This is a genomic window from Nocardia asteroides (genome assembly GCF_021183625.1).
GTDB classification, from domain to species: domain Bacteria; phylum Actinomycetota; class Actinomycetes; order Mycobacteriales; family Mycobacteriaceae; genus Nocardia; species Nocardia asteroides_A.
Genome location: NZ_CP089214.1, coordinates 5222571 through 5248464, shown reverse-complemented (window position 1 = coordinate 5248464; position 25894 = coordinate 5222571). Strand labels below are relative to the sequence as shown.

The following is a 25894-nucleotide window of genomic DNA, read 5'->3' as shown; positions in this document are numbered from 1 at the left end:
CGGACGAGACCGTCCGACTTACTGGTCAGTAGTGTTGCCGCTCACACCCGGTGCGTCAAGGTCCCGGCTCCGCGCGGCGGCGGCGCATGCAGGTCGCGGTCCAGCCGCCGGTGATCCCGGTGTGGTCGGTGATCACAACGGCGGCCCGGTCGGCGAGCTCGCCGAGCTGGGCCGCCGGAATGTGGCCGGGGTGGCCGGGTTTCGGGGTGAGCACCCAGATCGGCGCGTACGGCGGCAATGCGGCGGCTATCTCGGCCGGGTCGACCGCCTCCGCGTCTCCCGCGCGCAACCAGACCAGCGCGGCCTCGGGCACCGGGGCGGCGAGCCCGGCCCCGAGCTGGGCGGCGAGCTCCGCCCTGAGCTGCTCGTCCACGACCCCGGCGGCGCCGTACTCCCGGACCGGCATATCCGCGCGCAGGTCCAGCCGACGCGCCCGTGTGCCTGCGGCGTGCATGTTCAACCCCCTCGCGATCCCCTGCCGAGTGTCGGCTGCCACCCAACCAGGGCGCCCGTTCGTTCGCCCGCAGCCGCCGGTCGGCGGGCGTGTCCTCAGCGCACGACCCGCAACCGGGTGCGCGGCGCGCTCGCGTTGGTGTCCAGCCAGGTGAGCCCGGCGGCCCAGCCGTACGTCCGCGCGACCTCGAGCAGCAGCCGCAGCGCGGTCAGGGTGAAGCGCTGCCCGCCGGGGCCGAGGCTGAGCAGCGCGCCCGCGCGGCGCTGCCAGTGGTGCTCGGCGAGCTCGGGGCAGCCGATGTCGCGCTCCGCGCGGTCCGCGATCACCGCCTCGTGCAGCCCGCAGCGCTCCGGCGCCTCGTCCAGCCAGAGCAGCGCCGTCACCGCGCGGCCGTGGCTGCTCGGGCGGTGTTCGTAGTTCAGCGTTCCGGGCCGCGGCAGCTCGTCCTCGCGCAGCTCGGCGACGAGCTCGGTCAGCTGCGCGACGGTCGGGCCGTCGATCCAGCGCACCGTGCGCGCGCCGTCCGGCCCGCCCGCGTCGACCTCGACCGCGACGCCGGCCCGCCGGGTGAGCAGGGCAGCGAGCCGCGCGCTCGCACCCGTCGGCAGGTCGAGATGCTCCGAATCCATGCCACCTGCTCCTGCTCCCTCGGCTGAGCGCCGGATGTCCCGATGCGCGAGGATCAAACCCGCAACCGCACAGCGTCCCGAAAGGCTCCGATGACCGCCTCCGAGCAGCTCCTGCGCGGCTACCTCAGCGACAACGCCGCCGGTGCGGCGCCGGAGGTGCTCGCCGCGGTGGCCGCGGCCGCGGCCGGGCCCGCCGCGCCGTACGGCAACGACCCGCTCTCGCAGGCGGTGTACCGGCGCTTCGACGAGCTGTTCGAGCGGCCGGTCGCGGTCTTCCCGGTCAGCTCCGGCTCGGCGGCGAACGGCATCGCGCTGGCCGCGCTGACCCCGCCGTGGGGCAGCGTGCTCGCGCACCCGGACGCGCACATCGACAACGACGAGGCGGGCGCGCCGGAGTTCTTCACGAACGGCGCGAAGATCGTTTCGGTCGGCGGGGCGCATTCGAAGATCGACCCGGAGGCGCTGCGCGCGGCGGCCGGCCGCAAGCGCGGCGACGTGCACAGCGTGCAGCCCTCGGTGCTGAGCCTCACCCAGGCCACCGAGACCGGCAGCGTCTACAGCGTGGCCGAGCTCCGGACCCTGACCGGCATCGCCCGCGAGGCCGGGCTGCGCGTGCACATGGACGGCGCGCGCTTCGCCAACGCGCTCGCCGCGCTCGGCGCCACCCCGGCCGAGCTGAGCTGGCGCAGCGGCGTCGACGTGCTCTCCTTCGGCGCCACCAAGAACGGCACCATGACCGCCGACGCCATCGTCTGCTTCGACCCCGCGCTCGCCACCGAGCTCGCCTTCCGGCACAAGCGCGGCGGCCAGCTCACCGCCAAGATGCGGTTCCAGACCGCGCAGCTCGGCGCCTACCTCGCCGACGACCTCTGGCTGCGCAGCGCCGCGCACGCCAACGCCATGGCCGAGCGGCTGCGCGCCGGGCTGGCGGTGGCGCCCGGCGTGCGGGTGGCGGGCGAACTCGGCGCCAACATCCTGTTCTGCCACTTCCCGGCGGCGCTCACCGCCGGGCTGCGCGAGCGCGGCTACGCCTTCTACGCCGACCGCTGGGAGCCCGGGGTGGTCCGGCTGGTCACCTCGTTCGCGCACCGGCCCGCCGATATCGACGACCTGCTCGCCGCGGTGCGCGCGCTGACTCAGAACGCGTAGCGCACGGTGAGCCAGGGCGTGCGGCGGCGATCAGCTCGGTCAGCGTGGCGACCCCGGCGGCCTTGCGATCGTTGCGGTAGCGCACATTCCACATCCCACCGTTCGAGCGCTTCGCCTGCTGCTCGGCGGGGTGCCAGAGCAGCTCCTCGGCCTTCGGGTGCCAGCCCAGGTTCACCTCGTGCAGCTGCTCGTTGTGCGTGAGCATGATGATCTCGGCGGCGGCCTGCGCCCGGAACGGGTGCCCGGTGCCGTCGGCGAGCTGCTCGAGCAGCGCGGCCCAGTCCCGCTCCCAGCCCGCGCGCAGCACCACCGGCGAGGTCATGGCTCCCTGCCTACCTGACGGCACCGACACCGCTACTCCACGGCGGCCTGGACCGGGTCGTCGGCGCCGTGCACCTCCTCGTGCAGCTCCTCCATCCGGCGGTCCAGCTCGCCCGCCACCCGCGCCGCCTCGGCCAGGTCGTCGATGATCCGCGGCGGGACGTCGCCGTCGTACTTGTAGAAGATCTTGTGCTCGAGCGTGGCCCAGAAGTCCATCGCCACGGTGCGGATCTGCAGCTCGACCTTCATGTGCTTGGGGCCGGTGGAGAGGAAGACCGGGATCTCCACGATGGCGTGCAGGCTCTTGTAGCCGTTCGGCTTGGGCCTGGCGATGTAGTCCTTGATCTCCAGCACCCGGACGTCGCTCTGCGCGGTGAGCGTCTCCAGCACCAGGTAGGTGTCGGCGATGAAGCTGCAGGTGATCCGGATGCCCGCGATGTCGGTGAGCTGCGCGCGGATGCTGTCGAGGTCGGCGGGCACGCCCTTGCGCAGCGCCTTCTGCAGCATGCTCGCCGGCGTCTTGACCCGCGAGGTGACGTGTTCGATCGGGTTGTAGTGCCGCAGGTGCATGAACTCCCGGCGCAGGATGGTCACCTTGGTCAGCAGCTCGTCGACGGCGAACTGGTGCTCGAGCAGGAACCGCTCGAGCTCGTTGCGCTCGCGGGCGATGAAGGTGACCAGTTCCGATTCCACCGTTCCCAGGGTACGGAGTGCGCGGACCTCAGCTATCCGGCAGCACGCGCGGTTCGGGGCCGCGAAGCGGGCGCCGCGCATCCTCGAGCCCGGGAATACCGACCAGTGCGCTCACGCGGAACCGCTGTTACCGTAGGCGGGTCCATTGTGACGAAGCCCGCTTTTCGCGGCCACGTCACCGGATTCACGCCCGGGGTTTCCCGGGTTGGCGGTGCCAACAGGCTGGGGGAAGCGTGGGGTCGATCGGTCGCGAGTGCGCACCGGTGGCTCCCCGGGCGCGGCCGGATTCCGCACCGACCGCCCCGGGCGTCGTCCTGTTTCCCTGCTTGGAGCCGCGTCTGTGAACACCCCCCGATCCGCCCCGTCCCCGCTGTCCGACGCGCCGACCGGGGGCTGCCCGGTTGCGCACGGTTCGCCCGTCGAGACCGACGGCCCCCGGATCCCGCTGCACACCGCGGAATTCGCGGCCGACCCGCACGGTGCCTACGGCGCCATGCGCGCGAAGTACGGGTCGATGGCGCCGATCGAGCTGGCGCCGGGCGTCCCGGCGACGCTGGTGCTCGGCCACCAGACCGCGGTGCGGATTCTGAACGACCCGGAGCACTTCCCGGCCGACCCGCGCGCCTGGCAGGAGAGCATCCCGCCGGATTCCCCGGTCAAGCCGATGATGGAGTGGTACCCGAACGCGCTGCGCAACAGCGGCCAGGCGCACCTGCGCTACCGGCAGGCCTACGTCGCCGCCATCGACGGGATCGACCTGCACGCCCTGCACGCCACCGTGGAGACGATCGCGATCCCGCTGATCAACCAGTTCTGCACCACCGGCTCGGCGGATCTCATCGGGCAGTACGCCTTTCCGCTGGTCTTCGAGGTGCTGAACCGGATGGTCGGCTGCTCGGCCGAGCTCGGGGCACGGGTGGCGCAGGGCATGGCCATGCTCTTCGACACCGTCGAGGCGGCGCGCGGCATGGAGATGCTGAGCACCGCGCTGCTGGAGCTGATCGCGCTGCGCCGCAGGGAGCCGGGCGACGACGTCACCTCCCGGCTCGCGCACCACCCGGCCGGGCTGGACGACACCGAGATGCTGAGCAACCTGATCAGCTTCTACGGCGCGGGCATCGAGCCGCAGCAGAACCTGATCGCGAACACGCTGCTGCTCATGGTGACCGACGACCGGTTCGGCGGGAACATGCTCGGCGGCGCGCTCTCGACGAGGGACGCCCTGGACGAGGTGCTCTTCGACGACCCGCCGATGGCGAACTTCTGCACCTCCTACCCGCGCCAGCCGATCCTGATCGACAACACCTGGCTGCCCGCGCACCAGCCGGTGGTGATCAGCCTCTCCGGCGCGAACAACGACCCGCAGATCCGCGCCGCCGACCACACCGGCAACCGCTCGCACCTGGCCTGGGGCGCGGGCCCGCACGCCTGCCCGGCCAAGTCGGTCGCCTACCTGGTCGTGCAGGAGGCCATCGACCAGCTGCTGGACGCGCTGCCCGACCTCGAACTCGCGGTGCCCGAAGCGGAGCTGCAGCGCCGCCCCGGCCCGTTCCACCGCGCGCTGGCCGGGCTCCCGGTCACCTTCCCGCCGTCCCCGCCGATGCACATCTGACAAGGAGTTCCCGACCATGAACGCGATCGCGCTCGACCTGACCGGCGCGGATATCCAGGGCGAGTCGGAGCGGATCCGGGCGGGCGGCGCGGTCGCGCCGGTGCTGCTGCCCGGCGGCGTGCCCGCCTGGTCGGTCACCGACGCGGCGGCGCTGAAGAGCCTGCTCGCCGACCCGCGGGTCTCCAAGGACCCGAGGCAGCACTGGACGGCGTTCCGCGAGGGCGCGATCGACGAGTCCTGGCCGCTGCACCCGTGGGTGGCCGCGGAGAACATGTTCACCGCCTACGGCAGCGAGCACCGGCGGCTGCGCACGCTGGTCTCGCCCGCCTTCACGCACCGGCGCAGCACCGGCATGCGCGAGCGCGTCGTCGAGATCACCACCGAGCTGCTGGACCGGCTCGCGGCCACCCCGACGGGCGAGATCGCCGACCTGCGGCCGAGTTTCGCCTACCCGGTGCCGATCTCGGTGATCACCGAGATCCTCGGCGTCCCCGCCGAGCTCGGCGGGCCGCTGCACAAGTGCGTGGACGGCTTCTTCGACACTTCGCTCGGCCCGGAGGCCGCGCAGGCCAACTACATCGAGATGTACGGCCTGGTCGCCCAGCTCGTCGCGTACCGGACCGAACACCCCGGCGACGACGTGACCAGCGTGCTCATCTCGACCAGGGCCGACGACGGCTCCCGGCTCTCCGAGAAGGAGCTCGTCGACACCCTCATGCTGGTGATCAACGCCGGCCACGAGACCACGGTGAACCTGCTGGACCAGGCGATCACCGCGCTGCTCACGCACCCCGAGCAGAAGGCCGAGGTGCTGGCCGGGCGGGTGCCGTGGTCGGAGGTGGTCGAGGAGGCGCTGCGCTGGCAGGCCCCGGTCGCGCACCTGCCGCTGCGCTACGCGGTCTCCGACATCGAGGTCGACGGCACCACGATCCGGCAGGGCGACGCGATCCTCGCCTCCTACGCGGGCGCGGGCCGGGACCCGAAGATCCACGGCGCCACCGCGGCCCGCTTCGACGTGCACCGGGCGAACAAGGAGCACCTCTCCTTCGGGCACGGCGCGCACCACTGCATCGGCGCGCCGCTGGCCAGGCTGGAGGCGTCGATCGCGCTGCCCGCGCTGTTCGAGCGGTTCCCCGAGCTGCGCTTCGCGGTGGACCCGGCGGAGCTGGTGCCGATGGGCAGCTTCGTCTCCAACGGGCACCAGCGGCTTCCGGTCTACCTGGGCTGAGCGTCGCCCGGGTCGTCCGGCGGGCGATCGGCGCCGCTCCGGGCCGGTGCCAGCGCCGGTCCGGTGGCGGCGGCGCACTGCGGCATGCAATCGACGCCGTCCAGGTTCGCGGTGTGCCTGGGCCGGAGCAGCACGGCGGCCAGCAGCGAACCGGTGACCAGCAGCCCGGCGCAGATCGCCATGGCCCGGCCGAACCCCTGGTCGAACGCGACCGGGTCGTCCAGCGCGTTCGAGAGCCCGGCCAGCCCGGGCAGCGCCGCCACCGCGAGCAGCTGCGCGGTGCGCGCCACCGCGTTGTTCACCCCTGAGGCGATCCCCGCCTCCCCCGCGGGCACCGCGCCGAGCACCGCCCCGGTGAGCGGCGCGACCAGCGCCGCCAGCCCGAGCCCGAAGACCAGCACGCCGGGCAGCACGTCACGCAGGTACGGGCTGTCCGGGCCGATCCGCATGAGCAGCAGCAGCCCCGCGGCCGCGAGCAGCGGCCCCGCCGTCATCGGCAGCCGCGCGCCGTTGCGCTGCGCCCAGCGTCCGGCCGGTGCGGAGAGCGCCAGCATGATCAGCGTGATCGGCACCGTCGCCGCGCCGGAGAGCAGCGGCGAGTACCCGGCGACCAGCTGCAGCTGCAGCACCAGCAGGAAGAAGACGCCGCCGAGCGCGGCGTAGACCGCGAGCGTCACCAGGTTGGCCGCGGTGAACACCCGGGAGTTGAAAAGCCGTGGCGGCACCAGCGGATGGTCGCTGCGCAGCTCGATCACCACGAACGCCGCGAGCAACGCGACCCCGGCGACCAGCAGCAGCGGCTGGGTCTCGATCAGCCCGAAGGTCAGCGCGCCGAGCGCGAGCGCGATCACGAAGGCGCCGGGGATGTCCAGCCGGGCGGGGGCGTCCGGATCGCGGCTCTCCGGCACGTGTTTGCGCGCGACCAGCACCACGACCAGGGTGAGCGGCACGTTCAGGAAGAACAGCGAACGCCAGCCCGCGAAGTCGATCAGCCAGCCGCCGAGGAACGGCCCGAGCGCCCCCGCGACCCCGGCGAACCCGGACCACAGCCCGATCGCCGCGCCCTGGTCCCTGCGGTCCAGCGAGGCCGAGATCAGCGCCAGGCTGCCCGGGGTCAGCATGGCGCCCGCGACGCCCTGCAGGATCCGCGCCGCCACCAGCATCTCGATACTGGTCGCGGCGCCGCAGAGCACCGAGGTGATGCCGAAGGCGATCGCGCCCCACACGAAGACCCGGCGCCTGCCGAGCCGGTCCCCGAGCGAGCCGCCGAGCAGGATGAACGAGGCCAGCGTCAGCGTGTAGCCGTTCAACGTCCACTGCAACCCGGCGACATCGGTATCCAGCGATTCGCCGATCCGCGGCAGCGCGATATTGACGACGGTCGCGTCCAGCGAGGCGACCGACGAGCCGAGCACGGTCGCGAGCACGATCCAGCGGCCGGGGGTCGAGGCCAGCCGGGGAAGCTCGGGGGTTGCCACCCGCCCAACCTAGCCCCGGCGCGGGGTGCCCGTATGCCCACCGGTGACACGGAGCAGCTCGAGTTTCCCCGCATCCGGCGAGCCCGCCGCCGCGGTGTAGGTGACCAGTCGCAGGTCGGCGCCGGGCACCAGCAGCACATCGCAGTCCATGGTGATCTCGCCGACCTCGGGATGCGTGATGGTCTTGCGCTCGCTGGCGTGCGGCTGCGGCGGGGTCGGGGCCGCCCAGAGCCGGGCGAACTCGGCCGATTCCGCGCGCAGGTCGCGGACCAGGCCGGTGAGGTGCGGGTCGGTCGGGTACCGGGCGGCGGCGTCCCCGAGGTCGGCCACGATCGATGCGGCGAAGGCGTCCGTTCCGCGCTCGGAGCGCATGGGATGCAGGGCGGCCGCGTACGGGCCGAAGAGGAGCCGAGCCAGGTTGCGTTCGGCGGGCGGCAGCTGGGCGGGGTCGCCGTGCAATGCGGACCAGTGCGGGTTCCAGGAGACGAGGTCCCACGCGGCGGTGAAGACGCCGATCGGCACGTCGCCCAACCGGGCGACCAGTCGCTGCACCCCCGCCGGGACGTGGGTGCCGATCGTCCCGTCGCGCGGCGGGAGCAGCCCGGCGGCGCGGAAGAGTTCGTCGCGCTCGGCGCGGGAGAGTTGCAGTGCGCGGGCCAGAGCCCCGACCACCTGCGCTGACGGACGGGTCGCGCGCCCCTGCTCCAGCCGCAGCACGTAGTCGACCGAAATACCCGCCAGCTGCGCAAGCTCCTCGCGCCTGAGTCCCGGCGCCCGGCGCCTGCCCGCGGGCAGCCCGGCGTCGGCCGGGTCGAGCCGGTCGCGCCAAGCGTGTAGCAGTGGGCCGAAGGACATGGCTCCCATTCTGGCCTGCCCTCGGGCGAACGCCTGGGTACCACCGATAGCTGCCAAGACCGGCCGGATCGGCAGACGAGCGGTGTCGGAGGCTGTCTTATGATGAGTGGGGGAACTGCGCAAGGGGGGCGGCATGTTCGAGTTGCGGGTCGAGGTGGGCCAGCTGCGTGCTGCGGCGCGGTTCATCTCCGAGAGGGCCCAGGTCATCAGGGACAGGCTGCAGATCTTGGATGCGACGGTGGGGCGGGAATTGTTGTTGGATGGTTGGCAGGGAATTGCTGCGTCGGTCTACGACGAGTCGTGGGTGGAGTGGAAGCAGGGTGCCGCTGAGGTCGTCGCGGCCCTCGAGGTGTCCGCGACGAAGCTACTGGTCGCGGCCGACGAGTACGAAGCACGCGACTCCGCCAGCAGTGACGCGATCAATCGCGCCGGCGAGCAGGCGTAGGGGATGTCGGGCGACAACAGCTATCGGGTGAATCTCACACAACTCGATGAAGCGATCACCACGATGGCCGCCTTCGGCACCGAGGTCGAGGGGTGGCTGCAGGAGGTCGACGCCAAGGTTGCCGAGCTACATCTGTCGTGGTCGAGCCCAGCCGCACAGGCACAACGTGACGTGCATGATCGGTGGCTGGCCGGGGCCGAGGAGATGCGGGAGAACCTCGATGAATTGCGTGCGGTAGCCCGCCGCGCGCATACGAGTTACACCACCGCGGTCCAGACCAACGTGGAGATGTGGCCGCAGTGACCCCGACGCCCACGGTGCCGATCATCGTGTGCCGGGCGGACGAATACACCTCCGCCGGGGAAGTATTCGGCCAGATATCCGCCGATTGTATGACCACCCACTCCGGATTGTTCAGGGTGCTGACGGCACACCAGGGGATGGCAGGCAGCGACAGCGTCGGTGAGCAGTGGGCGGCAGGCTACGACGAAGCCGCCCAGCTCGCGCTGTCGACCTCGTCGAATCTGACCACCGCGTGTGGGCAGACCAGAGACCTGATCGTGGTCGGTGCCTACAACCATCAGGTCGCCGAGGCGACCGCCAGCCTTCGAGCACTGCCGGATCCTCCGGCACCGTCGCTGTCGGTGGACCCGTGCCTGCCCGAGACCGCGGCTTCGGCGGCGGGGGACGGTATGCCGGAGCCGTTCGGGTGGTCGCTCATCAAGGATCTGGTCGGGTGGGCGTGGCCCAACGGGCATCAGGACCAATTGAATTCCGCGAAGACTGCGTGGCACACGGCCTCGTCGGATTTCCGGACGGTGGCCGGCACGGTCCCGAGCGCAGTCGATCTGCTGAGAAATCAGCAGTCCGCCGAGATCGAGATCGGGGTACAGACCTGCACCACTCGTCAAACCGATCTGAACGAGTTGGCCGACTCCTGTCAGGCGCTGGGCGACGCATGCGGTGAGTACGCGCACTATCTCGATGACGCTCATTCTCGGATCCTCGAAGAACTCAGAGACATCGCCGTCGAAACTGTCGCCGCGGAAGCGGTCTTCTTGGCATTGGCACCGGTCACGGCGACAGTTTCGGAATGGGTCGGCAACACCGCGCTGGCCGTCCGCACAGCCGCCAAGGCCCGCCGGATCGCCACGATCATCGGCGAGCTCGCGGCACGGGTAGCCAGGATCGTCACCGATGTCGTCAGGCCACTCGTCGAACGATTGAAACCGCTTGTCGACAAGGTTCGGTCGTGGGTACAGGCAGCCCGGGCGAAGTTCCTCGGTCGCAGCGGCCCCAACGCCCTGTTCTCGCGTGGCGGAGCGTTGACCAATCGTGAAGTGTTGGACGGCGATATCGGTCTTCCCAGAACTATGGAGACGATCGAGGAATACGCCCGATTGGCGGGTATCGACCTTCGCGGCGCGAAGATCGAGATCCTCGACGACGCCGATACGATCTCCTACCTCGACTTCCAGTGCGCTATAGCGAGGACCGACTCCCAGGGAGTGCAGCTGGGACCGGCATCCTTTCAGGATCCGGAGACATTGGTACGTACGCTGGCCCATGAGAATGTGCATGTCCGTCAATACGCGGAGGGCAAGATCAATTCGATGACAAGCGGCCTGGAGGACGAGGCATACGCGGCCGAGGATGCGTTCGTCGAGACCTGGCGGAGGAACACACCATGACCGAAGAGCTTTCGCGACTGGTCGTCGAGCGGGTCGATGTTCTTCCGAGCCGGGCCGGATGGATGTTCGTTACCGGCGTGCTCTCGGGCGAGCCGGTCAATATCGGCGATCGAGTGGCTATCCAGAACGGCGACCTGTCGACGATCACGACGATCAAATCGATCGAACTGCACAGCCGACCCGGGCTGACGACGATCGTCTTGGATTCCGACCTGCGTTCCATCGTCACCGTCGGTACCGTGATCCAGCGTCGGGAATGACTGCGTGCGAATGGATTCGAACTCGGTCGGTTCAGTTCAGGTGGGGAAGGTGCGCAGCGGTGACCGATATGCAGGAATGGGAACGCCGACTCGAGCGGGAACTCGCCGAGATCCGTCGCAGTGGTGACCGACTGGCTGATGCCGTCGCCGCCGTGCGCGGTCGGGGCGACGGGCGTGGTGTCCTCGTCGAGGTCGACGCCGGCGGCGACATCACCGATCTCCGGATCGCCCCCGGCGCCATGCGCTCGAGTAGCAACCAACTCACCGCCGCGCTGCTCGACTGCCACCGTAGGGCGCGGGCCGATGCGAAAAGCAAAGTCGACCGGCTGCTCAACACGGCCGACCCCCGTATTCACGACCAGATCCAACGGCTGCACGCGCGACAACCGCTCGATAACCGCGGGCGATCACTCTCGGACGAGGAAATCCGGGCCGCCGATGATGCCTACTTCGAACGCAGAAACCGCGACGGCTGGACCGATGCCCGCTGACCGGGCGTCGGAATCTCCTGATAGGCAATGCCGCTGAAGCGGCCACCCGGTGTAGGCGCCAGCTCCGAGCGATCGGCCGCAGGCCGATTTCCGGGCGCGTCGCGCCGAGCCTAGGTACCGGCGGTCCGTACGTTGCGCCGGGCCCTGGTTGCGAGACCGGTGGGCGCCGAAGGTTGGCCACATGCACACCCTCGTCATGACCGGAGCGACCGGCGGCATCGGCCGGATCGCCGCCGAACACCTGCTCACCGAACCCGACCTGCGCCTCGTGGTCCTGGCCCGCGACCCCGCCACCGTCGACCCGCGCGCCACGGCGATCCCCGCCGACCTCCGCTCGCTCGCGAGCATCCGCACCGCCGCCGAGCGGATCACCGCCCTGCTCGACAGCGGCGACCTGCCCCCGCTGCACGGCTTCGCGGGCAACGCGGGCATCCAGTACACGAACGCGACCACCACCGGCGAGGACGGCTACGAGGCCACCTTCACCGTGAACGTGCTCGCCAACCACCTGCTGCTCCGGCTCCTGGAGAAGCGCTTCACCGCCCCGGCGCGCATCGTGCTCACCGGTAGCGACACCCACTTCGGGGATCTCAGGCACAACCTCGGGCTGGTCCCGGCCCCGGTCTGGCAGGACCCGGCCAGATTGACCCGCCCCGCCGCCTTCCGCAGCCCGGCGAGCACCGCGGCGGGCCGCACCGCCTACTCGACCAGCAAACTCGCCGTGCAGTACCTCGTGCACGAGTGGGCCCGCCGCTTGCCCGTCGGCGTCGACATCGTCTCCTACAACCCGGGTTTCGTGCCCGGTACCGGACTCGCCCGCAACGCCGGAGCCTTCGAACGCCTCGTCGCCCGGCGCGCGCTCCCCGCCCTCGCCCGCACCCCGCTCGCCACCGACATGACCACGGCGGGAGCACAACTGGCGGCGGTGCTGCTCGGCAAGGTCACCGCCCCGACCGGCGGGTACATCGATCGCGATCGCGAGGCGCGGTCGTCCCCCGAGTCCTACGACGAGCAGCGCGAGCGGCAGCTGTTCGCCGCGCTGGAGGACGTCGTCGCATAGCTGTCCCCTTTTCGACCGACACCGCGGCGGTCCCGGCATCGCTACCGTCTCTCGACGGACCGTCGGGAGGGGATGCCGGTGCTCGCCACCAGCCGCGCACAGGGGATCGACCAGAACAACCAGCAGGGCAAGTTCGGTGCCGACTACGTGCGGGTGCTCGCCACGGCGGCGGGGTTGCTGTGGGCGCAGGACGATGTGGATCTGGATGGGGTCGACCTGTGTCTGAAGTTGCCGGGCCGCACTCCGCGCGGGTTCTCGCCGCGGATCGATGTGCAGGTCAAGACCGTGCGCAAGCCATTGATCGGGAACGGGACACTGGCCTTCGACGGGCTGAGCAAGCCGCAGTACAACCGGCTGGCCGGGGCCGGGTCGATCGTGCCCCGGTACCTGTTCGTCGTGCACGTGCCGAAGACGACCGGTGAGTACGCCGCCGTGCTCAGCGCGGGGCTGCTGCTCCGCACTATCGGGTATTACCTGCCGCTGAGCGAGCAGCCGCCGCTCGCCGTCGGTGACACCAGGCAGAGCATCCGGGTCCGGATTCCGCTGGGCAACGTGTTGACCGTGGAGAGCCTGCGCGGCCTCGTCACCGGCAGCGCCGCGGTACCGGCGGGGTAGCCGGTGCCCATCCCGCCGATCGGCGACATCACCGGCTACCTGCGCGCCACCGGCTGGACCGGCACCGGGCAGTGGCGGGGCGCCGAGGTCTGGAGCCGGGACGAATTCGACGTGCTGATCCCGTCCGCGCTCGAGTTACCCGACAGCGCCGCCCGGCTCAGGGAGCTCACGCGCTGCGTCGCCGACGCCGAGCGGCGGACGCCCGCCGCGGTCTGGCGCGACCTGGGCCGGGTCCGCTTCGACGTGATCGGCTACCGCGGCTCCGAGCCCACCGAATCAGTGCCCGCCGGGCTGCGCGCGGTGCAGGCCGTGCGCGACCTGCTCGCGCACTCGGCACGGGAGGCCCTCGGCGACGACGGCTCCGCCGACACCCTCCTCGACCGCGCCCGGATCGCCGTCGGCGACGAACTCTTCGGCGTCGACCTGGTCCTCCCCGCCGACGGCGGCCGCGGCACCGTGCTCCGGCTGCTGCGCACCTGCACCGCGGTGCGGCGGGCAGCCGACACCGGCACCGCCCCCGACGGCGTGCCGGAGCCGATCTGCCTCGCCGTCGCCGACCTGGCCGGAACCGGGCGCGCCCGCGCCTTCGAGCTGGCCTTCCGATGGTCGCCGCTGGACCCGCGCCCGCACGAGGTGGTCGCCTTCCCGGCCGGCGCGGGCGCGCGCATCCACGCCGCCGCCACCGTCGCCGAATCCGCGACCGCCGTCGTCTCCGGACCGGTCACCGGTCTCTTCGACGACGAAGAGGGCGAGCGCAGGCTGATCCGGGTGCGCGGCGTGCTCGAACTGGACGGCACCGCCACCGGACGCCGCCGCACCGTCCCGGTCCGGCTCCGCACCGAGACCGACTACGAACGCGCCCTCGCCGCACACCGGGACGGCCGGTCCGTGCGCGCCGAGGGCACCGTCACCGACGGCCGCACCCGCGGCATCGCCGCCGCACCCGGCGGTTTCACCGTGCTCGACCACCCCTGACTCCCGACAGAACGGAACCCGCATGTCCGACCGGTTGACCCTCACCCAGCGCTGCGTCCTGCTCGTCCTGCTGGCCGAGGCGAGGGAGCTCACCAATGCCGAGCTGTACGGGCTCGCCGGGTTGCGGTTGGAGCGGCCGCAGCGGGAGCAGTTGAACGCGCTCGCGTTGATCGCGAGCACGAAGGTCGGGCGGACGTATGCGCACGAGCTCACCGATCGGGGAGCGGTGTGGTGTGCCGACGAGATGAGCGCCACGCGCCCCGCCCGCTCCGGCCCCGCGGGTGGGGCACTGTACTCGGTGCTCGCCGGGTTGCGCAGGCATCTGGACGGCACCGGACAGGTGGTTGCCGAGATCTTTCGGCCGGACGTGCCGAGCCGCGTGGTGGCGGCGTATGCGGCGGTCACCAAGGGCGGAGATCAACCGATCCGGCTCGCCGTACTGCGCGAGCGGTTGACCGACGTGTCGCGGAGCGAATTCGACGTGGCCATCGAGCAATTGGCACGCCGGGACGGAATACACGTACGGTCCGAGGCCGATCAGAAGACGCTGACCGACCGGGACCACGATGCCGCGGTGGAACTCGGCGGTACGTCCCGGCATCTGCTCACCATCGAAGCCGCCCGGTGAACGAGGAGCAGTACCACGCCCTCGCCTCGATCCAGTTCAGCAGCGCGCTCACTCCGGACGAGATCTGGAGTCCGCTGAGCCATCACGTGGACGGCCTGCATCCGAAGGCTGCCGCGCAGATCGAGCGGGCGGTGCGACGGGCGGCCGACCACCCGCGGCGTTCGCCGACCGGCCTGGTACTCCACGGCGAACGCGGTGTCGGCAAGACCCACATGCTCGGCTGGCTGCGCGAGCTGGTCGAGGAGGCGGGCGGCGCCTTCTTCATGCCCAAGCTGATCGACGGCGCGTCGTTCTGGGCCGGTGCGGTGCACGGCATCGTCTCGCGGCTGCTCGCCGAGGGCGGACGGCTGGGCTGGCTCCTCGGAGAGCTGGCCGAACGCACCGGTTGCGACAAAGAGCTCACCATGCGGCTGCGCGGCAACCTCGAGGTGCAGCCTCCACATCTGAAGGACTTCGTCGCGCGCATCGAGGATCTCGACATCCAGGTGGCCACCGAGTGCGCCGACACCCTCCGCGCGCTGGTGCTCTACCGGGCGCGTGGGCCGCTGCGCGAAATCGGTCTCGCTTACCTCACCCTGGACGACGGCATCGAGGAATCGGCTCGGCAGGAGTGGGGATTCCGACAGCGCGGCAAGCCGTCGCAGCTGCTCTTCCACGACCTGTGCCGGATCTTCGCCCTCGCCGGGCCGGTGGTGCTCGCCATCGACCAGCTCGACACCGTCATCGCCCAGTCCGACCAGAACGACGAAGACGGGCTGGCCAACCGGCTCGCCGACGGGCTGATGCGGATGCGCGAGGAGACCACGCGCACCGTGATCGTCGCGGCGTGCATTCCGAATTCCTGGTTGTTGATCAGCAATCGCGCGGTGAATTCGGCCGCCGACCGGTTCACCAAGCTGAATCTCTCCACCACCATGCCCGGTGCCGATGTCGCCAGGGCGATCGTGGAGCGGCACCTGGGCGCGCTCTACGGCGAGATCGGCTTCGAGCCGCCGTACCCCACCTGGCCGGTGCTTCCCGCCGCGTTCGAGCGCCTCCCGGTGGTGCACTTCACCCCCCGCAGGCTGCTCCAGCAACTGGAGAAGCACGTGGCCCAATGCCTCGCACGCGACACCGTCGTCGAGCTGGATGATTTCGGCGCCGTAGCCGAACCGGCAGTGGCTCCCGCGGCGGACCGGACCGAACTGGGCGCGTTCGACGCCCGCTTCACCGCACTCCACGAGTCCGCCGACGTGATCAGCCCGCTCGACCCCCGGTTCGAGGACGAGCGCATGGTCGCGCTGCTCAACGCGGCCCTGCAGTGCTACGTACTGGAGCAGAACCGGGGCAGCCAGGAACTCACCATCGACCCGGACCGCACCGTCTCCCCCGCCCTGCACGCCCGCCTCCGCCGCACCCTGGACGAGGCCAGCGAGGACGAGGAGCACTGGAGCTTCCGCGCCATCGCGCACAGCCACCACCGCGCCGTGCTGGCCCGGCTGCGCTCGGCCTCGCTGGAGGCGGGGATCCAGCCGAACGCGGCCAAGCGCCACCTGGTGGTGCTGCGCAACTCCACCTTCTCCACCGGGCCGGTCACCACGACCACGCTCGCCGACTTCGAAGCGGCGCAAGGGGTCGCGATGCCGATCTCGGCCGCCGATCTCAAGACCTTCACCGCGCTGGAGACGCTGCTCGCCGAGCGCGCACCCGGGTTGGCGGGGTGGTTGGCGGCGCGGCGCCCGGCCAGCCATACCGAGCTGTTCCTGCGGATCTTCGGCGAGCCGGGAAACGGTCACCATGCACCGGACGCCGGCGCCCGGAGGCCCGACCTACCGGACCGAAAAGAACTGACACCCGCCCCGCCGGTGATTGACCCGTCGGGAACCAGAAACCCGGTCGAGCCGGACAACCCGGACGAGCCCACCGTGCTCCTCGGCCGCAAGACCCAGACCGGCAAAGACCTGCGCACCCCACTCGTCCTCCTGCGCAAACACACCGCTGTCTTCGCCGGCAGCGGCTCCGGCAAGACCGTCCTCCTCCGCCGCCTGGTGGAAGAGGCCGCACTGCACGGCGTCTCCTCCATCTTGATCGACACCAACAACGACCTGGCCCGCCTCGGCGACGCCTGGCCCACCCCACCGCCGAGCTGGATCGAGGGTGACGCCGCCCGCGCCGAGCGCTACCTGGACGACACCGACGTGGTGATCTGGACACCCCGCCGCGAGACCGGCAACCCGATCGCGCTGAACCCGCTCCCGGACCTGGCAGGCGTCCTGGACGACCAGGACGAGTTCCGCATCGCGATCGACGCATCGGTGGCCGGCCTGCTCCCCCGCACCGGGCTCACCGGCCGCCGCACCGCGACCGGGAAGGCGGTGCTGATCCAGGCCCTGACGAAGTTCGCCAGAGACGGCGGCAGCGACCTCGGCGGGTTCGTCGACCTCCTCGGCGACCTGCCCGACGGGGTCAGCACCATCCGGGACGCGGCCAAGCTGGCGAGCGGCATCGCCGACGAACTCGCCGCCGCCACCATCAACGACCCGGTCTTCGGCGGCGCGGGCACCCGGCTCGACCCCGGCATGCTGCTCACGCCGCGCCCGGGCAAGCGGGCCAGGATCTCGGTGATCAGCTGCATCGGGCTCCCGGTGGACGAGCAGCGGCAGACCTTCGTGAACCAGCTCCAGCTGGCGCTCTTCGCCTGGATCAAGCGCAATCCGGCGGGGGACCGCCCGCTCGGCGGGCTGCTGGTGCTGGACGAGGCGCAGACCTTCGTCCCGCAGGGCAAGACCGTGGTCTCCAGCGAGAGCACGCTGCAACTGGCGGCGCAGGCGCGCAAGTACGGGCTCGGCATGGTGTACGCGACGCAGGCGCCGAAGGCGCTGGACAACCGGGTCACCGGCAATGCCGCCACCCAGTTCTTCGGCAGGTTGAACGCACCCGTCCAGATCCAGGCCGCCACGGAGCTGGCCAGGGCGAAGGGCGGCCAGGTGGACGACATCGCCCGGCTCGGCGCGGGCGCTTTCTACGGCACCACCGAGGGCGCCGGCTTCGCCCGGCTCGCGGTGCCCATGTGCCTGAGCCACCACCCACCCAGCGCCCTCACCGAGGACGAAGTCCTGGCCCGAGCCCGCACCACCCGCCCCTGACCCCTCAGAACGGAAACTGCACCTCCACCTCCCCGCCGAACCACATTCGGCGAGACCCGCGAACTCGGGCACCGAGGCGGCGCTCATCTCGTCGGCGACGAAGCAATCGAGCGGGCGCGGGCCGCGGGCACCGGGTCGGGCATGCCGGGAGAATAGCGGTGCTTCGTATCCTGGTGCCGTGCGCACCAACTCACCGGAGTCCACCGCCGCCAACGCGCTGACCGCGCGCTGGGCCGCCGCCGCCGGGTCCGGCGATTTCGTGCTCTCCGGCGCGGGGGTGTGGCCGCTGCTCGCGCTGCTCACCGGCGCTGCCGATGGGCCTGCGCGCACCGAGCTGGAGGCCGCGCTCGGCATTCCGGCGGCGGAAGCGCACGCGGGCGGGCTGCGGCTGCTGGAGCTGCTGGCGAACTCGGACGACCTCTCCGCCGCGCTCGGCTTCTGGGTGCGCGACGGGCTGCCGCTGCGCCCGGAGTGGCGCGCGTCGGTGCCCGCGGGGACGGTCGCGCCGCTCACCGGGCAGCAGGCGCTCGACGACTGGGCCCGCCGCTACACGAAGGGGCTGATCGAGCGCTTCCCGCTCACCGTCGACCGGGGCACGCTGCTGGTACTGGCCACCGCGCTCGCCGCTGACCTGCGGTGGCGCAGCGAATTCCAGAAGACCACGCTCACCCCGGAGGATGGCCCGTGGCGCGGGCAGCGGGCGGCGGGGCTCACCCGCACGGTCCCGTGGGTCACCGACATCGCGGTGCTCGACGCCGAGACGCCGGTGACGCGGCTGGTGGTCGAGGGCATCGGCGACGCCGACGTGCACCTGCTGCTCGGCCCGGAGCGGCCCGGCGCGGTGCTCGGCGCGGGAATCGCCGCGCTCGCCGACGCGGTCCCGGTGCGCACCGGGCTGGATGCCGACGGCCCCGGGCTCACCAGGGAAGAGGTGTACGGCCACCGGCAGCAGGATTCGCTGCGGGTCGAGCTGCCGAGTTTCCTGGTCCGCTCGCAGCACGACCTGCTCGAGCGGCCGGAGCTGTTCGGGCTGCGCGCGGCGCTCGACCCGGCCCGCGGGCACTTCCCCGGCCTCTCGCCGGAGCCGCTCGCGGTGCAGCAGGGGGCGCAGGACGTGCTCGCGGAGTTCGGCGCGACCGGCTTCACGGCGGCGGCGGTCAGCGCCTTCGGGATGCGGGCCGGGTCGGCCGGGCCGGCGCGGCCGCCGAAGCGCACGACGACCGCGCTGCGGGTGCGGTTCGACCGCCCCTTCGGTTTCCTGCTCGTGCACCGGGCCGGCGGGCTCGCGGTGGTGGCGGGCTGGGTGTCGGCTTGCCCTGGAGTGCACTCCAGGTAATAGCGTCGGTACCGAGTTCGTCACCGACACCCAGGAGGGTTCATGCAGCTCGGCATCCACGTTCCCATCTTCGACATCGACGGCGGGCCCGCGGCCATCGCCGGTGAGCTGGCCGCGGTCGGCCGGGCCGCGGAGGAGTCCGGCGCGACCTGGCTCTCCTTCATGGACCACTTCTTCCAGATCGAGCCGACCGGGCTGCCCGCCGAGGCGAACATGCTCGAGGGCTACACCACCCTCGGCTACCTGGCCGCGCACACCAGCACCATCGACCTCGGGCTGCTCGTCACCGGGGTCACCTACCGGCACCCGGGGCTGCTCGCCAAGATCGTCAGCACGCTGGACGTGCTCTCCGGCGGGCGGGCGGTGCTCGGCATCGGCGCGGCCTGGTTCGAGCGCGAGCACCTCGGCCTCGGCGTGCCGTACCCGCCGATCGCGGAGCGGTTCGAGCGGCTCGAGGAGGCGCTGCGGATCGCGAAGCAGATGTGGGACCCGGCGAACAACGGGCCGTTCGAGGGCAAGCACTACCAGCTCGCGGAGACGCTGTGCGCGCCGCAGCCGCTGCGCACGCCGCCGGTGCTGATCGGCGGCGGCGGCGAGAAGAAGACGCTGCGGCTGGTGGCGCAGTACGCCGACCGCTGCAACCTGTTCGGCACCTCGGCCGCCGATGTCGAGCACAAGCTCGACGTGCTGCGCGGGCACTGCGACACCGTCGGCCGGGATTTCGCCGAGATCCGGGTGACCGTGATGGCGGGTTCGCCGAACCCGGACGATCACGACGGCTTCGTCCGCGGGCTGGCCGACTACGCGAAGATCGGCGTGCACCAGGCCATCGTCATGCCGCCGCCCGGCTCGCCCGCGGCGTGGATCGACAGCCTGGCGCCGGTCGTCCCGCAGCTCGCCGAACTGGGCTGAAACGGGTCGCGGGCGAGCCTGGGAATGCCGGCTCGCCCGCGTGGCACCGCCCCGCCTGGGCTCGGAAGCAGCCCGCTACCCGGCCCTGATCAGCGGCCCGCCCCGACCCCGTCGAGCATCCGCTTCTCCGCCGACGGCATCTCGAATTCGCCGCCCCCGATCACCGCGGTCGCCACCTTGGGCAGCGCCCGCGGGTGGTGCTCACCGAGCCAGCCGATGAGCTCCTCGCGCACCGCGCAGCGCAGCGTCCAGACATCGTCGGAATCGGCGGCCGACATCGACGCGCGCACCACGATATTGGTCGGCGTGCTGTCGGTGACCAGCAGATTCCAGTTGCGGCCGTCCCAATCCGGGCGCTGCTTCAGGTACTCCCGCAGATGGTCGCGCAGCTCGTCGATCGGGGTGCAGTGATCGAGGTGCAGGAACACCGTCCCGGTGATCTGCGACCCCCCGCGCGACCAGTTCTCGTACGGCATGTTGTTGAAGTACGAGACCGGCATGGTCAGCCTGCGGTCGTCCCAGATCCGCACGGTGAGGAAGGCGAGGGTGATCTCCTCGACCGTGCCCATCTCCCCCTCGACCACCACGGTGTCGCCGATCTTGACCGAGTCGCCGAAGGCGATCTGCAGCCCGGCCACCAGGTTGCTCAGCGTGGATTGCGCGGCGACACCGGCGATGATGCCGATCACGCCCGCCGAGGCGAGCAGCGAGGTGCCGAGCGTGCGCATGGTCGGGAAGAGCAGCAGGATCGCCACCGCAGCGGTGGTGACCACCAGGATCGAGGTGATGATCCGGCGCACCAGCCCGAGCTGGGTGCGCAGCTGCCGCACCCTGGCGATGTCCTGGGTGCGGTGCGAGTAGGCCGAGAGGGTGTTCTCCGCGACCGCGTCGGCGAAGCGGATGACGGTCCAGGCCAGGGCCATGACGGCCATCGTGGCGAGGATGTTGCGAATCATCGCGTCCTGCTTCAGATGCAGTTCCGCGAGGGGGTACGTGAGGTGCAGGGCCACCGTTCCGAGCAGCACCTGCACCGGTAACTGCAGGCGCCGCAGCAGGAGCGGCAATCGGTTGTCCGGGCGTTGCGTCGCGCTGTACCGCAGCAGGCGGTCCATGACCAGCCCGGCGAGCACGGTGATCACGACGGTGACGCCGAAGACGATGAGCGGCCGGATGACGTCCTCCAAGGCGTAGAACTCCTTGTCGTGTAGTCGTTCGGTGCGGTCCACCCGACAGGCTACCCACGCGCCGCGGGCTCACTCGGGGTGCGATCCGCGCCACCCGCCCAGCGCGAGGGCCGGAAGCCGCCAGCACCGGAGGGCGACACGGGCGAGGCTTCCCGCATGGATCTTCTGTTGCAGGACAAGGTCGCGGTGGTCACCGGGGCGTCGAAGGGCATCGGGCTCGCCACCGCGCGCACGCTGCGCGCCGAGGGCGCGCTGGTGGTCGCGGTCTCCCGCCGCCCGACCCCCGAGCTGACCGAACTCACCGGCGACCGGCTGGCGCACGTCGCCGCCGACCTGGCCACCCCGGACGGCCCCGCCCGCGCGATCGAGCGCGCGGCCGAGCTCTTCGGCGGGGTCGACGTGCTGGTCAACAATGCCGGTGGCCCGCCGCCGGGCGCGGTGCTCCCGCGCTTCTCCTTCACCGCGCTGGACGATGCCGACTGGCTCGCCATGTTCGACTTCAACGTGATGGCGACGGTGCGGGCGGTCCGCGCGGCGGTGCCGCTCATGCTGGCCCGCGGCGGCGGCGCGATCGTCAACATCTCCTCGACGCACGCGCACGTGCCGAGCGCGATCAATGTCGACTACGGGGTGGCCAAGGCCGGGATCAACAACCTCACCAAGGCGCTCTCCGAGGAGTACGGGCCGCGGGGCATCCGGGTGAACACGGTCTCGCCGGGCCCGGTGCTGACGCCCTGGTGGACCGAGCCGGGCGGGGCCGCTGAGGTGATCGCCGCGGCCACCGGCTCGGATCGGGACGCCGTGCTCGGCGGCGGCGCGGCGGCCATGATGGCGCTCACGACCGGGCGGCTGATCGATCCGCAGGAGATCGCGGACGCCGTCGTGCTGCTCTGCTCGCCGCGCTCGGCCAGCACCACCGGGGCCGATCTGCTGGTCGACGCGGGGTTGCGTAAAGCGGTCTGAACCGCCGGAACATGTGAATCGCCGTTCCATATAAAGCCAGGTGGCGGGTCAGCTGGACCGGGAGTATGTTACGTCCGATTCCTTCCTGGGCGGCTGTTCAGGAAGGCCGGGTCGAACGGAAGGCGGGGCGGATGACCGCAGCGACCAGCATCGGGGTCCGAGCAGCCGCGACCTCGATCGCCGCCGCTCGCGCCGAGTTCGACGCGGATCGCGATCCGCGGATGATCCGGCTCCGGCTGCGCGGTATCGAGGCCGCGGTATCGACGGTTCGCGCCAACCTCGTCGCGCCGGATTCGGCTCGGCTCGCGGCGGCGCTCGGCGAGGTGGCGCAGCGCTGCCACGGCGCCGCCGCGCTGGCGGGGGCGCACTCCGGCACCGCGGTCCCCGCCGAGCTGCTCGCCGTCCTCGACATCGCCGACCGCTGCGCCCGCCTGGTAGTCCTCGGCCTCGGGCCCGACCGCCTCCCCCTGCTGCACCTCGCCACCGAGGCCGAGCAGACCCTCACCCGCTGGTCGCTCGCGCTCCCCGCGCACGACGACGACCGCGCCCTCGGTCGGGAACTCCTCCGCACCGTGCACGCCTTCCTCGCCCTGGCCTACCCGCTGCGATGAATTCCCTCCCGCCGCCCCGTCACCGTTGACGAAGCGATCCGCGAGAAGGAGTTCGACATGACCGACAAGCCAAAGGGCCCGGCCTCCTACTTCCCCTCCATCGAGGCGAAGTACGGCCGCAGCATCCCCGAGTGGCTGGCGATCATCGCCGCCGCGGGCCACGACAAGCAGAAGCCGCTGGTCGACTGGTTGAAGAGCGAGCACGGGCTCGGCCACGGCCACGCCACCGCGCTCGCCGCCCACCACCTGAACCCGGAGAAGTGGGCGAGCTGACGGCTCAGCGCACCAGCGCGGGGCGCTTGCTGTCGAAGCTCCACCCGGGCACCAGGTACTGCATGGTGGCCGCGTCGTCGCGGTCACCGAGCCCCGCGCGCAGGTACAGCTCGTTGGCGGCGGCGACGCGCTCCTCGTCGAGCTCGACGCCGAGGCCGGGGCGGTCCGGGAGGGTCAGCGAGCCGTCGGCGATGCGGTAGGGCTCGCGGGTGACGCGCTGGCCGTCCTGCCAGATCCAGTGCGTGTCGATGGCGGTGATGCTGCCCGGCGCGGCGGCCGCGACGTGGGTGAACATGGCCAGCGAGACGTCGAAGTGGTTGTTCGAGTGCGAACCCCAGGTGAGGCCCAACGCGTCGCAGAGCTGGGCCACCCGCACCGAACCGGCCATGGTCCAGAAGTGCGGGTCGGCCAGCGGGATGTCGACCGCGCCCGCCCGGACGGTGTGGCCGAGCTCGCGCCAGTCGGTGGCGATCATGTTGGTGGCGGTCGGCAGCCCGGTGGCCCGCTTGAACTCGGCCATCACCTCGCGCCCGGAGAAGCCGCCCTCCGGCCCGACCGGATCCTCGGCGTAGGCGAGCACGTCCCTGAGCTCGCGGCCGATCTCGATCGCCTCGGTCAGCAGCCAGCCGCCGTTCGGGTCGAGCGTGACCCGCGCCTCCGGGAACTCCGCGGCCAGCGCGCGCACCGCGGCCGCCTCCTCGCGGGCGGGCAGCACCCCGCCCTCGAGCTTGAAGTCGCGGAAACCGTAGCGCTCCCCGGCCGCCCTGGCCAGCGCGACGACGGCATCCGGCGTGAGCGCCTCGGCGTGCCGGAGCCTGCTCCAGGCGTCGGCGTCGGCGGGCTCGTCGGCGGCCGAGCGGTACGGCAGGTCGGTGCGCTCCCGGTCGCCGACGAAGAAGAGGTAGGCGGCGGCCAGGGCGTAGAGCCCCCAGGTGACCTCGCCGGTCGCCGACTTGATCAGCCCGAAGCCGTACGGCGCGACGAAGCCGCCGAGGTTGCCGAGCGAGTTGATGATGGCGATCGCCGGGGCCAGCACCAGCGGGTGCAGCCCGGACTGCGGGATCGACCAGAACAGCGGGCTCGCGCTCTTGAAGCCCATGGCGGCGACGCAGAGGAAGACCAGGGCGAGCCAGGGTGAGGCGATCGCCGCGAGGTAGGTGCCCGCGGCGGCGGTGAGCAGCGCGATGATCAGCAGCGGCCTACGGTTCCCGGTCCGGTCGCCGACCCGGGAGGAGAGGTACATGGCGAACACCGCGCAGATCCAGGGCAGCGAGGAGAGCAGCCCGACGGTGATGTCGGTGAGCCCGCCGATCCGGCGCACGATGGACGGCAGCCAGAAGGTGTTGGCGTAGATCGAGAGCTGGATGGCGAAGTAGATCCAGCAGAGCAGGATGAGCTTCGGGTCGAGCAGCATCTTCCAGCGCGAACCGCGGTGCGAGACGCCGGAGTCGGCGGCCTTCCGCACCTCCTCGGCCCCGATGGTCTCGGTGAGCGCGCGCTGCTCGCCCGCGGTCAGCCACGTGGCGTCGGAGATCTTGGAGTCGAGGAAGAAGTAGGCGACGCAGCCGACGACCACCGAGAACAGCCCCTCGATGCCGAACATCCACTGCCAGCCGTGCAGCCCGCCCGCGCCGTGCAGTGAGAGCAGCGGGCCGGAGAGCGGCCCGGAGATCGCGGCCGCCACCGACGACCCGGCGACGAAGAGCGCGGTGGCCCGGCCGCGGTGCGAGTTCGGCAGCCACTTGGCGAGGTAGAAGATCACGGCGGGGAAGAAGCCGGCCTCGGCGGCGCCGATGCCGACATCCGCCTCCAGGTACTCCCTGGCGTAGCCGATATTGGAGCGGTTGATCTGGTTGCAGATCAACATCACGATGAACAGCGGGACGACGCGGCGGAAGAACTTGGCGACCGCGGTGTCCAGGTCCGCCGATATCGGCCGAGTGAACGACATCGTCCGCGATGCGCGTCCAACACTAATTATGTGTGAATCGATACAGGAAAGGTATCGTGCCTGAGCTCGGCCAGCAGCCGGGCCAGCGCCGGGTTCTCGTTGCCCTGCCGCCAGATCAGCTCCAGCTCGACCCGCGCGGCGACCCCGGGCAGCTCGCGGTAGACCACGTTGTCGAAGTGCATCCCGGTCACCGACTCCGGCACCAGCGCGACGCCCCAGCCCAGGTTCACCAGCGCGAGCAGGCTGTGCACCTGGGTCATGTACTGGGTGACCAGCGGAATCACCCCCGCGTCGTGCAGCACGCTGGTCACCAGCTGATGGAAGTAGCGGGCCTCGACCGGCGCGTGCATCACCATCTCGACCCCGTGCAGCGCGGTCAGCGGCACCGGCTCACCGGATTCGGCCAGCGGGTGCCCGGCGGGCAGCGCCAGCACCAGCCCCTCGCGCACGAAGGTCCGGGTGGCGAGGTCCGGCCTGGCGATCGGCGGGCGGACCAGCCCGAGGTCGAGCGAGCCCTCGGAGAGCGCCTCGACCTGGTCCATCGTCACCAGTTCGCGCAGCTCCACGTCGACGTCGGGCAGCAGCTCGCGGGTGGTGCCGAGGACGAGCGGCAGCCCGGAGTGCACGCTGGCGCCGGTGAAGCCGACCCGGAGCACGCCGCCGGTGCCGTCCGAGACCCGGCGCACCGCCAGCGCCGCGCGCTCGGCCTGCTGTAGCAGCCTGCGGGCGTCGACGAGGAAGGCGCGGCCGGCCCTGGTCAGCCGGACGGTGCGGTTGGAGCGGTCGAAGAGCTCCGCGCCGACCTCCCGCTCCAGCAGCTGGATCTGCCTGCTGAGCGGCGGCTGGGTCATCCGCAGCCGCTCGGCGGCGCGGCCGAAGTGCAGCTCCTCGGCCACCGCGACGAAGTGGGTGAGCTGGACGAAGGTGAACACTCGATACCGACCTTGTATTGATA

The 25894-nt window shown here is 71.4% G+C and carries 26 protein-coding genes and 2 pseudogenes; 18 read left to right on the top strand and 10 right to left on the bottom strand.

Going from position 1 to position 25894, the window contains the following annotated elements:
* Nucleotides 1-55: 55 nt before the first annotated feature.
* Both LTT61_RS24420 and LTT61_RS24415 read right to left on the bottom strand, forming a co-directional pair.
* Nucleotides 56-454: a DUF3052 family protein gene (locus LTT61_RS24420; protein ID WP_233016381.1), complete on the bottom strand. Its 399-nt coding sequence runs from the start codon at nucleotides 452-454 to the stop codon at nucleotides 56-58.
* Between the two features lie 95 nt (nucleotides 455-549).
* Entirely contained in the window at nucleotides 550-1083 is a 534-nt protein-coding gene (locus LTT61_RS24415; RefSeq protein WP_233016380.1) for a hypothetical protein, read from the bottom strand.
* 90 nt (nucleotides 1084-1173) lie between these two features.
* On the opposite strand from LTT61_RS24415, the gene LTT61_RS24410 reads away from it, so the two are divergent.
* Nucleotides 1174-2232, top strand: a complete 1059-nt coding sequence (locus LTT61_RS24410; protein ID WP_233016379.1) for a threonine aldolase family protein — start codon at nucleotides 1174-1176, stop codon at nucleotides 2230-2232.
* On the opposite strand, the gene LTT61_RS24405 is transcribed toward LTT61_RS24410, so the two are convergent.
* Entirely contained in the window at nucleotides 2156-2554 is a 399-nt protein-coding gene (locus LTT61_RS24405; protein WP_233016378.1) for a hypothetical protein, read from the bottom strand. The two genes, LTT61_RS24410 and LTT61_RS24405, sit on opposite strands and share 77 nt — an antisense overlap.
* Nucleotides 2555-2586: 32 nt before the next feature.
* Complete coding sequence (locus tag LTT61_RS24400; protein WP_233016377.1) at nucleotides 2587-3246, bottom strand: GTP pyrophosphokinase; 660 nt, start codon at nucleotides 3244-3246, stop codon at nucleotides 2587-2589.
* 340 nt (nucleotides 3247-3586) lie between these two features.
* Here LTT61_RS24400 and LTT61_RS24395 point away from each other — a divergent pair, with 340 nt between their 5' ends.
* Together LTT61_RS24395 and LTT61_RS24390 are read left to right on the top strand one after the other, a co-directional pair.
* Nucleotides 3587-4858 (top strand): cytochrome P450, encoded by a 1272-nt coding sequence (locus LTT61_RS24395; RefSeq protein WP_233016376.1) that lies wholly within the window; start codon nucleotides 3587-3589, stop codon nucleotides 4856-4858.
* A gap of 16 nt (nucleotides 4859-4874) precedes the next feature.
* Nucleotides 4875-6086 (top strand): cytochrome P450 family protein, encoded by a 1212-nt coding sequence (locus LTT61_RS24390; RefSeq protein WP_233016375.1) that lies wholly within the window; start codon nucleotides 4875-4877, stop codon nucleotides 6084-6086.
* Here LTT61_RS24390 and LTT61_RS24385 read toward each other — a convergent pair.
* Together LTT61_RS24385 and LTT61_RS24380 are read right to left on the bottom strand one after the other, a co-directional pair.
* Entirely contained in the window at nucleotides 6074-7564 is a 1491-nt protein-coding gene (locus tag LTT61_RS24385) for an MFS transporter (RefSeq protein WP_233016374.1), read from the bottom strand. The genes LTT61_RS24390 and LTT61_RS24385 overlap by 13 nt on opposite strands.
* Nucleotides 7565-7573: 9 nt before the next feature.
* Entirely contained in the window at nucleotides 7574-8419 is an 846-nt protein-coding gene (locus LTT61_RS24380; RefSeq protein ID WP_332909202.1) for a helix-turn-helix transcriptional regulator, read from the bottom strand.
* Between the two features lie 133 nt (nucleotides 8420-8552).
* On the opposite strand from LTT61_RS24380, the gene LTT61_RS24375 reads away from it, so the two are divergent.
* The 12 genes from LTT61_RS24375 to LTT61_RS24320 all read left to right on the top strand — a co-directional run bounded on the left by LTT61_RS24375 (nucleotide 8553) and on the right by LTT61_RS24320 (nucleotide 19957).
* A complete protein-coding gene (locus LTT61_RS24375; protein ID WP_233016372.1) occupies nucleotides 8553-8864 on the top strand; it encodes a WXG100 family type VII secretion target in 312 nt (103 codons plus the stop codon).
* Nucleotides 8865-8867: 3 nt separating this feature from the next.
* Complete coding sequence (locus LTT61_RS24370) at nucleotides 8868-9167, top strand: WXG100 family type VII secretion target (RefSeq protein WP_233016371.1); 300 nt, start codon at nucleotides 8868-8870, stop codon at nucleotides 9165-9167.
* A complete protein-coding gene (locus LTT61_RS24365; protein ID WP_233016370.1) occupies nucleotides 9155-10555 on the top strand; it encodes a hypothetical protein in 1401 nt (466 codons plus the stop codon). The genes LTT61_RS24370 and LTT61_RS24365 overlap by 13 nt, the downstream gene beginning before the upstream one ends.
* On the top strand, nucleotides 10552-10815 hold the full coding sequence (locus LTT61_RS24360) for a hypothetical protein (RefSeq protein ID WP_233016369.1): 264 nt from the start codon (nucleotides 10552-10554) through the stop codon (nucleotides 10813-10815). Before LTT61_RS24365 ends, LTT61_RS24360 begins: the two co-directional genes overlap by 4 nt.
* Before the next feature lie 68 nt (nucleotides 10816-10883).
* Nucleotides 10884-11306, top strand: coding sequence for a hypothetical protein (locus LTT61_RS24355; RefSeq protein ID WP_233021172.1), 423 nt, complete (start codon nucleotides 10884-10886; stop codon nucleotides 11304-11306).
* A gap of 181 nt (nucleotides 11307-11487) precedes the next feature.
* The gene (locus LTT61_RS24350; RefSeq protein WP_233016368.1) at nucleotides 11488-12366 is read left to right on the top strand and encodes an SDR family NAD(P)-dependent oxidoreductase; all 879 of its coding nucleotides are present in this window, start codon (nucleotides 11488-11490) and stop codon (nucleotides 12364-12366) included.
* 78 nt (nucleotides 12367-12444) lie between these two features.
* Nucleotides 12445-12981 (top strand): DUF4365 domain-containing protein, encoded by a 537-nt coding sequence (locus LTT61_RS24345; protein ID WP_233016367.1) that lies wholly within the window; start codon nucleotides 12445-12447, stop codon nucleotides 12979-12981.
* A gap of 3 nt (nucleotides 12982-12984) precedes the next feature.
* On the top strand, nucleotides 12985-13956 hold the full coding sequence (locus LTT61_RS24340) for a hypothetical protein (protein WP_233016366.1): 972 nt from the start codon (nucleotides 12985-12987) through the stop codon (nucleotides 13954-13956).
* A gap of 22 nt (nucleotides 13957-13978) precedes the next feature.
* Nucleotides 13979-14584, top strand: coding sequence for a hypothetical protein (locus tag LTT61_RS24335; RefSeq protein ID WP_233016365.1), 606 nt, complete (start codon nucleotides 13979-13981; stop codon nucleotides 14582-14584).
* Complete coding sequence (locus LTT61_RS24330) at nucleotides 14581-17709, top strand: helicase HerA domain-containing protein (RefSeq protein WP_233016364.1); 3129 nt, start codon at nucleotides 14581-14583, stop codon at nucleotides 17707-17709. Before LTT61_RS24335 ends, LTT61_RS24330 begins: the two co-directional genes overlap by 4 nt.
* A 178-nt stretch (nucleotides 17710-17887) precedes the next feature.
* Entirely contained in the window at nucleotides 17888-19045 is a 1158-nt protein-coding gene (locus LTT61_RS24325) for a serpin family protein (RefSeq protein WP_233016363.1), read from the top strand.
* Nucleotides 19046-19087: 42 nt separating this feature from the next.
* Complete coding sequence (locus LTT61_RS24320; RefSeq protein ID WP_233016362.1) at nucleotides 19088-19957, top strand: LLM class F420-dependent oxidoreductase; 870 nt, start codon at nucleotides 19088-19090, stop codon at nucleotides 19955-19957.
* Between the two features lie 89 nt (nucleotides 19958-20046).
* Here the strand turns inward: LTT61_RS24320 and LTT61_RS24315 are convergent, their stop codons facing one another.
* Nucleotides 20047-21183: a mechanosensitive ion channel family protein gene (locus tag LTT61_RS24315; protein ID WP_233016361.1), complete on the bottom strand. Its 1137-nt coding sequence runs from the start codon at nucleotides 21181-21183 to the stop codon at nucleotides 20047-20049.
* 114 nt (nucleotides 21184-21297) lie between these two features.
* Between LTT61_RS24315 and LTT61_RS24310 the strand changes: the two genes are divergently transcribed.
* The 3 genes from LTT61_RS24310 (at nucleotide 21298) to LTT61_RS24300 (ending at nucleotide 22988) form a co-directional block, all read left to right on the top strand.
* Complete coding sequence (locus LTT61_RS24310) at nucleotides 21298-22104, top strand: SDR family NAD(P)-dependent oxidoreductase (protein ID WP_233016360.1); 807 nt, start codon at nucleotides 21298-21300, stop codon at nucleotides 22102-22104.
* 131 nt (nucleotides 22105-22235) lie between these two features.
* Complete coding sequence (locus LTT61_RS24305) at nucleotides 22236-22715, top strand: hypothetical protein (RefSeq protein ID WP_233016359.1); 480 nt, start codon at nucleotides 22236-22238, stop codon at nucleotides 22713-22715.
* A 57-nt stretch (nucleotides 22716-22772) separates the two neighbouring features.
* Nucleotides 22773-22988, top strand: coding sequence for a DUF4287 domain-containing protein (locus LTT61_RS24300; RefSeq protein ID WP_233016358.1), 216 nt, complete (start codon nucleotides 22773-22775; stop codon nucleotides 22986-22988).
* A gap of 4 nt (nucleotides 22989-22992) precedes the next feature.
* On the opposite strand, the pseudogene LTT61_RS24295 reads toward LTT61_RS24300, so the two are convergent.
* The 3 genes and pseudogenes from LTT61_RS24295 to LTT61_RS24285 all read right to left on the bottom strand — a co-directional run.
* Nucleotides 22993-23901: pseudogene (locus tag LTT61_RS24295) on the bottom strand (enolase C-terminal domain-like protein); the annotation flags it as partial.
* Between the two features lie 39 nt (nucleotides 23902-23940).
* Nucleotides 23941-24855 (bottom strand): annotated as a pseudogene (locus LTT61_RS24290) (MFS transporter); the annotation flags it as partial.
* A 110-nt stretch (nucleotides 24856-24965) separates the two neighbouring features.
* Nucleotides 24966-25871, bottom strand: a complete 906-nt coding sequence (locus tag LTT61_RS24285; RefSeq protein WP_233016357.1) for a LysR substrate-binding domain-containing protein — start codon at nucleotides 25869-25871, stop codon at nucleotides 24966-24968.
* Between the last annotated feature and the right edge of the window lie 23 nt (nucleotides 25872-25894).

Coding starts and splice junctions, on each gene's coding strand:
- LTT61_RS24420 (WP_233016381.1), bottom strand. CDS start 454: ATGCACGCCGCAGGCACACGGGCGCGTCGGCTGGACCTGCGCGCGGAT.
- LTT61_RS24415 (WP_233016380.1), bottom strand. CDS start 1,083: ATGGATTCGGAGCATCTCGACCTGCCGACGGGTGCGAGCGCGCGGCTC.
- LTT61_RS24410 (WP_233016379.1), top strand. CDS start 1,174: ATGACCGCCTCCGAGCAGCTCCTGCGCGGCTACCTCAGCGACAACGCC.
- LTT61_RS24405 (WP_233016378.1), bottom strand. CDS start 2,554: ATGACCTCGCCGGTGGTGCTGCGCGCGGGCTGGGAGCGGGACTGGGCC.
- LTT61_RS24390 (WP_233016375.1), top strand. CDS start 4,875: ATGAACGCGATCGCGCTCGACCTGACCGGCGCGGATATCCAGGGCGAG.
- LTT61_RS24380 (WP_332909202.1), bottom strand. CDS start 8,419: ATGTCCTTCGGCCCACTGCTACACGCTTGGCGCGACCGGCTCGACCCG.
- LTT61_RS24375 (WP_233016372.1), top strand. CDS start 8,553: ATGTTCGAGTTGCGGGTCGAGGTGGGCCAGCTGCGTGCTGCGGCGCGG.
- LTT61_RS24370 (WP_233016371.1), top strand. CDS start 8,868: ATGTCGGGCGACAACAGCTATCGGGTGAATCTCACACAACTCGATGAA.
- LTT61_RS24360 (WP_233016369.1), top strand. CDS start 10,552: ATGACCGAAGAGCTTTCGCGACTGGTCGTCGAGCGGGTCGATGTTCTT.
- LTT61_RS24355 (WP_233021172.1), top strand. CDS start 10,884: ATGCAGGAATGGGAACGCCGACTCGAGCGGGAACTCGCCGAGATCCGT.
- LTT61_RS24350 (WP_233016368.1), top strand. CDS start 11,488: ATGCACACCCTCGTCATGACCGGAGCGACCGGCGGCATCGGCCGGATC.
- LTT61_RS24335 (WP_233016365.1), top strand. CDS start 13,979: ATGTCCGACCGGTTGACCCTCACCCAGCGCTGCGTCCTGCTCGTCCTG.
- LTT61_RS24320 (WP_233016362.1), top strand. CDS start 19,088: ATGCAGCTCGGCATCCACGTTCCCATCTTCGACATCGACGGCGGGCCC.
- LTT61_RS24310 (WP_233016360.1), top strand. CDS start 21,298: ATGGATCTTCTGTTGCAGGACAAGGTCGCGGTGGTCACCGGGGCGTCG.
- LTT61_RS24305 (WP_233016359.1), top strand. CDS start 22,236: ATGACCGCAGCGACCAGCATCGGGGTCCGAGCAGCCGCGACCTCGATC.
- LTT61_RS24300 (WP_233016358.1), top strand. CDS start 22,773: ATGACCGACAAGCCAAAGGGCCCGGCCTCCTACTTCCCCTCCATCGAG.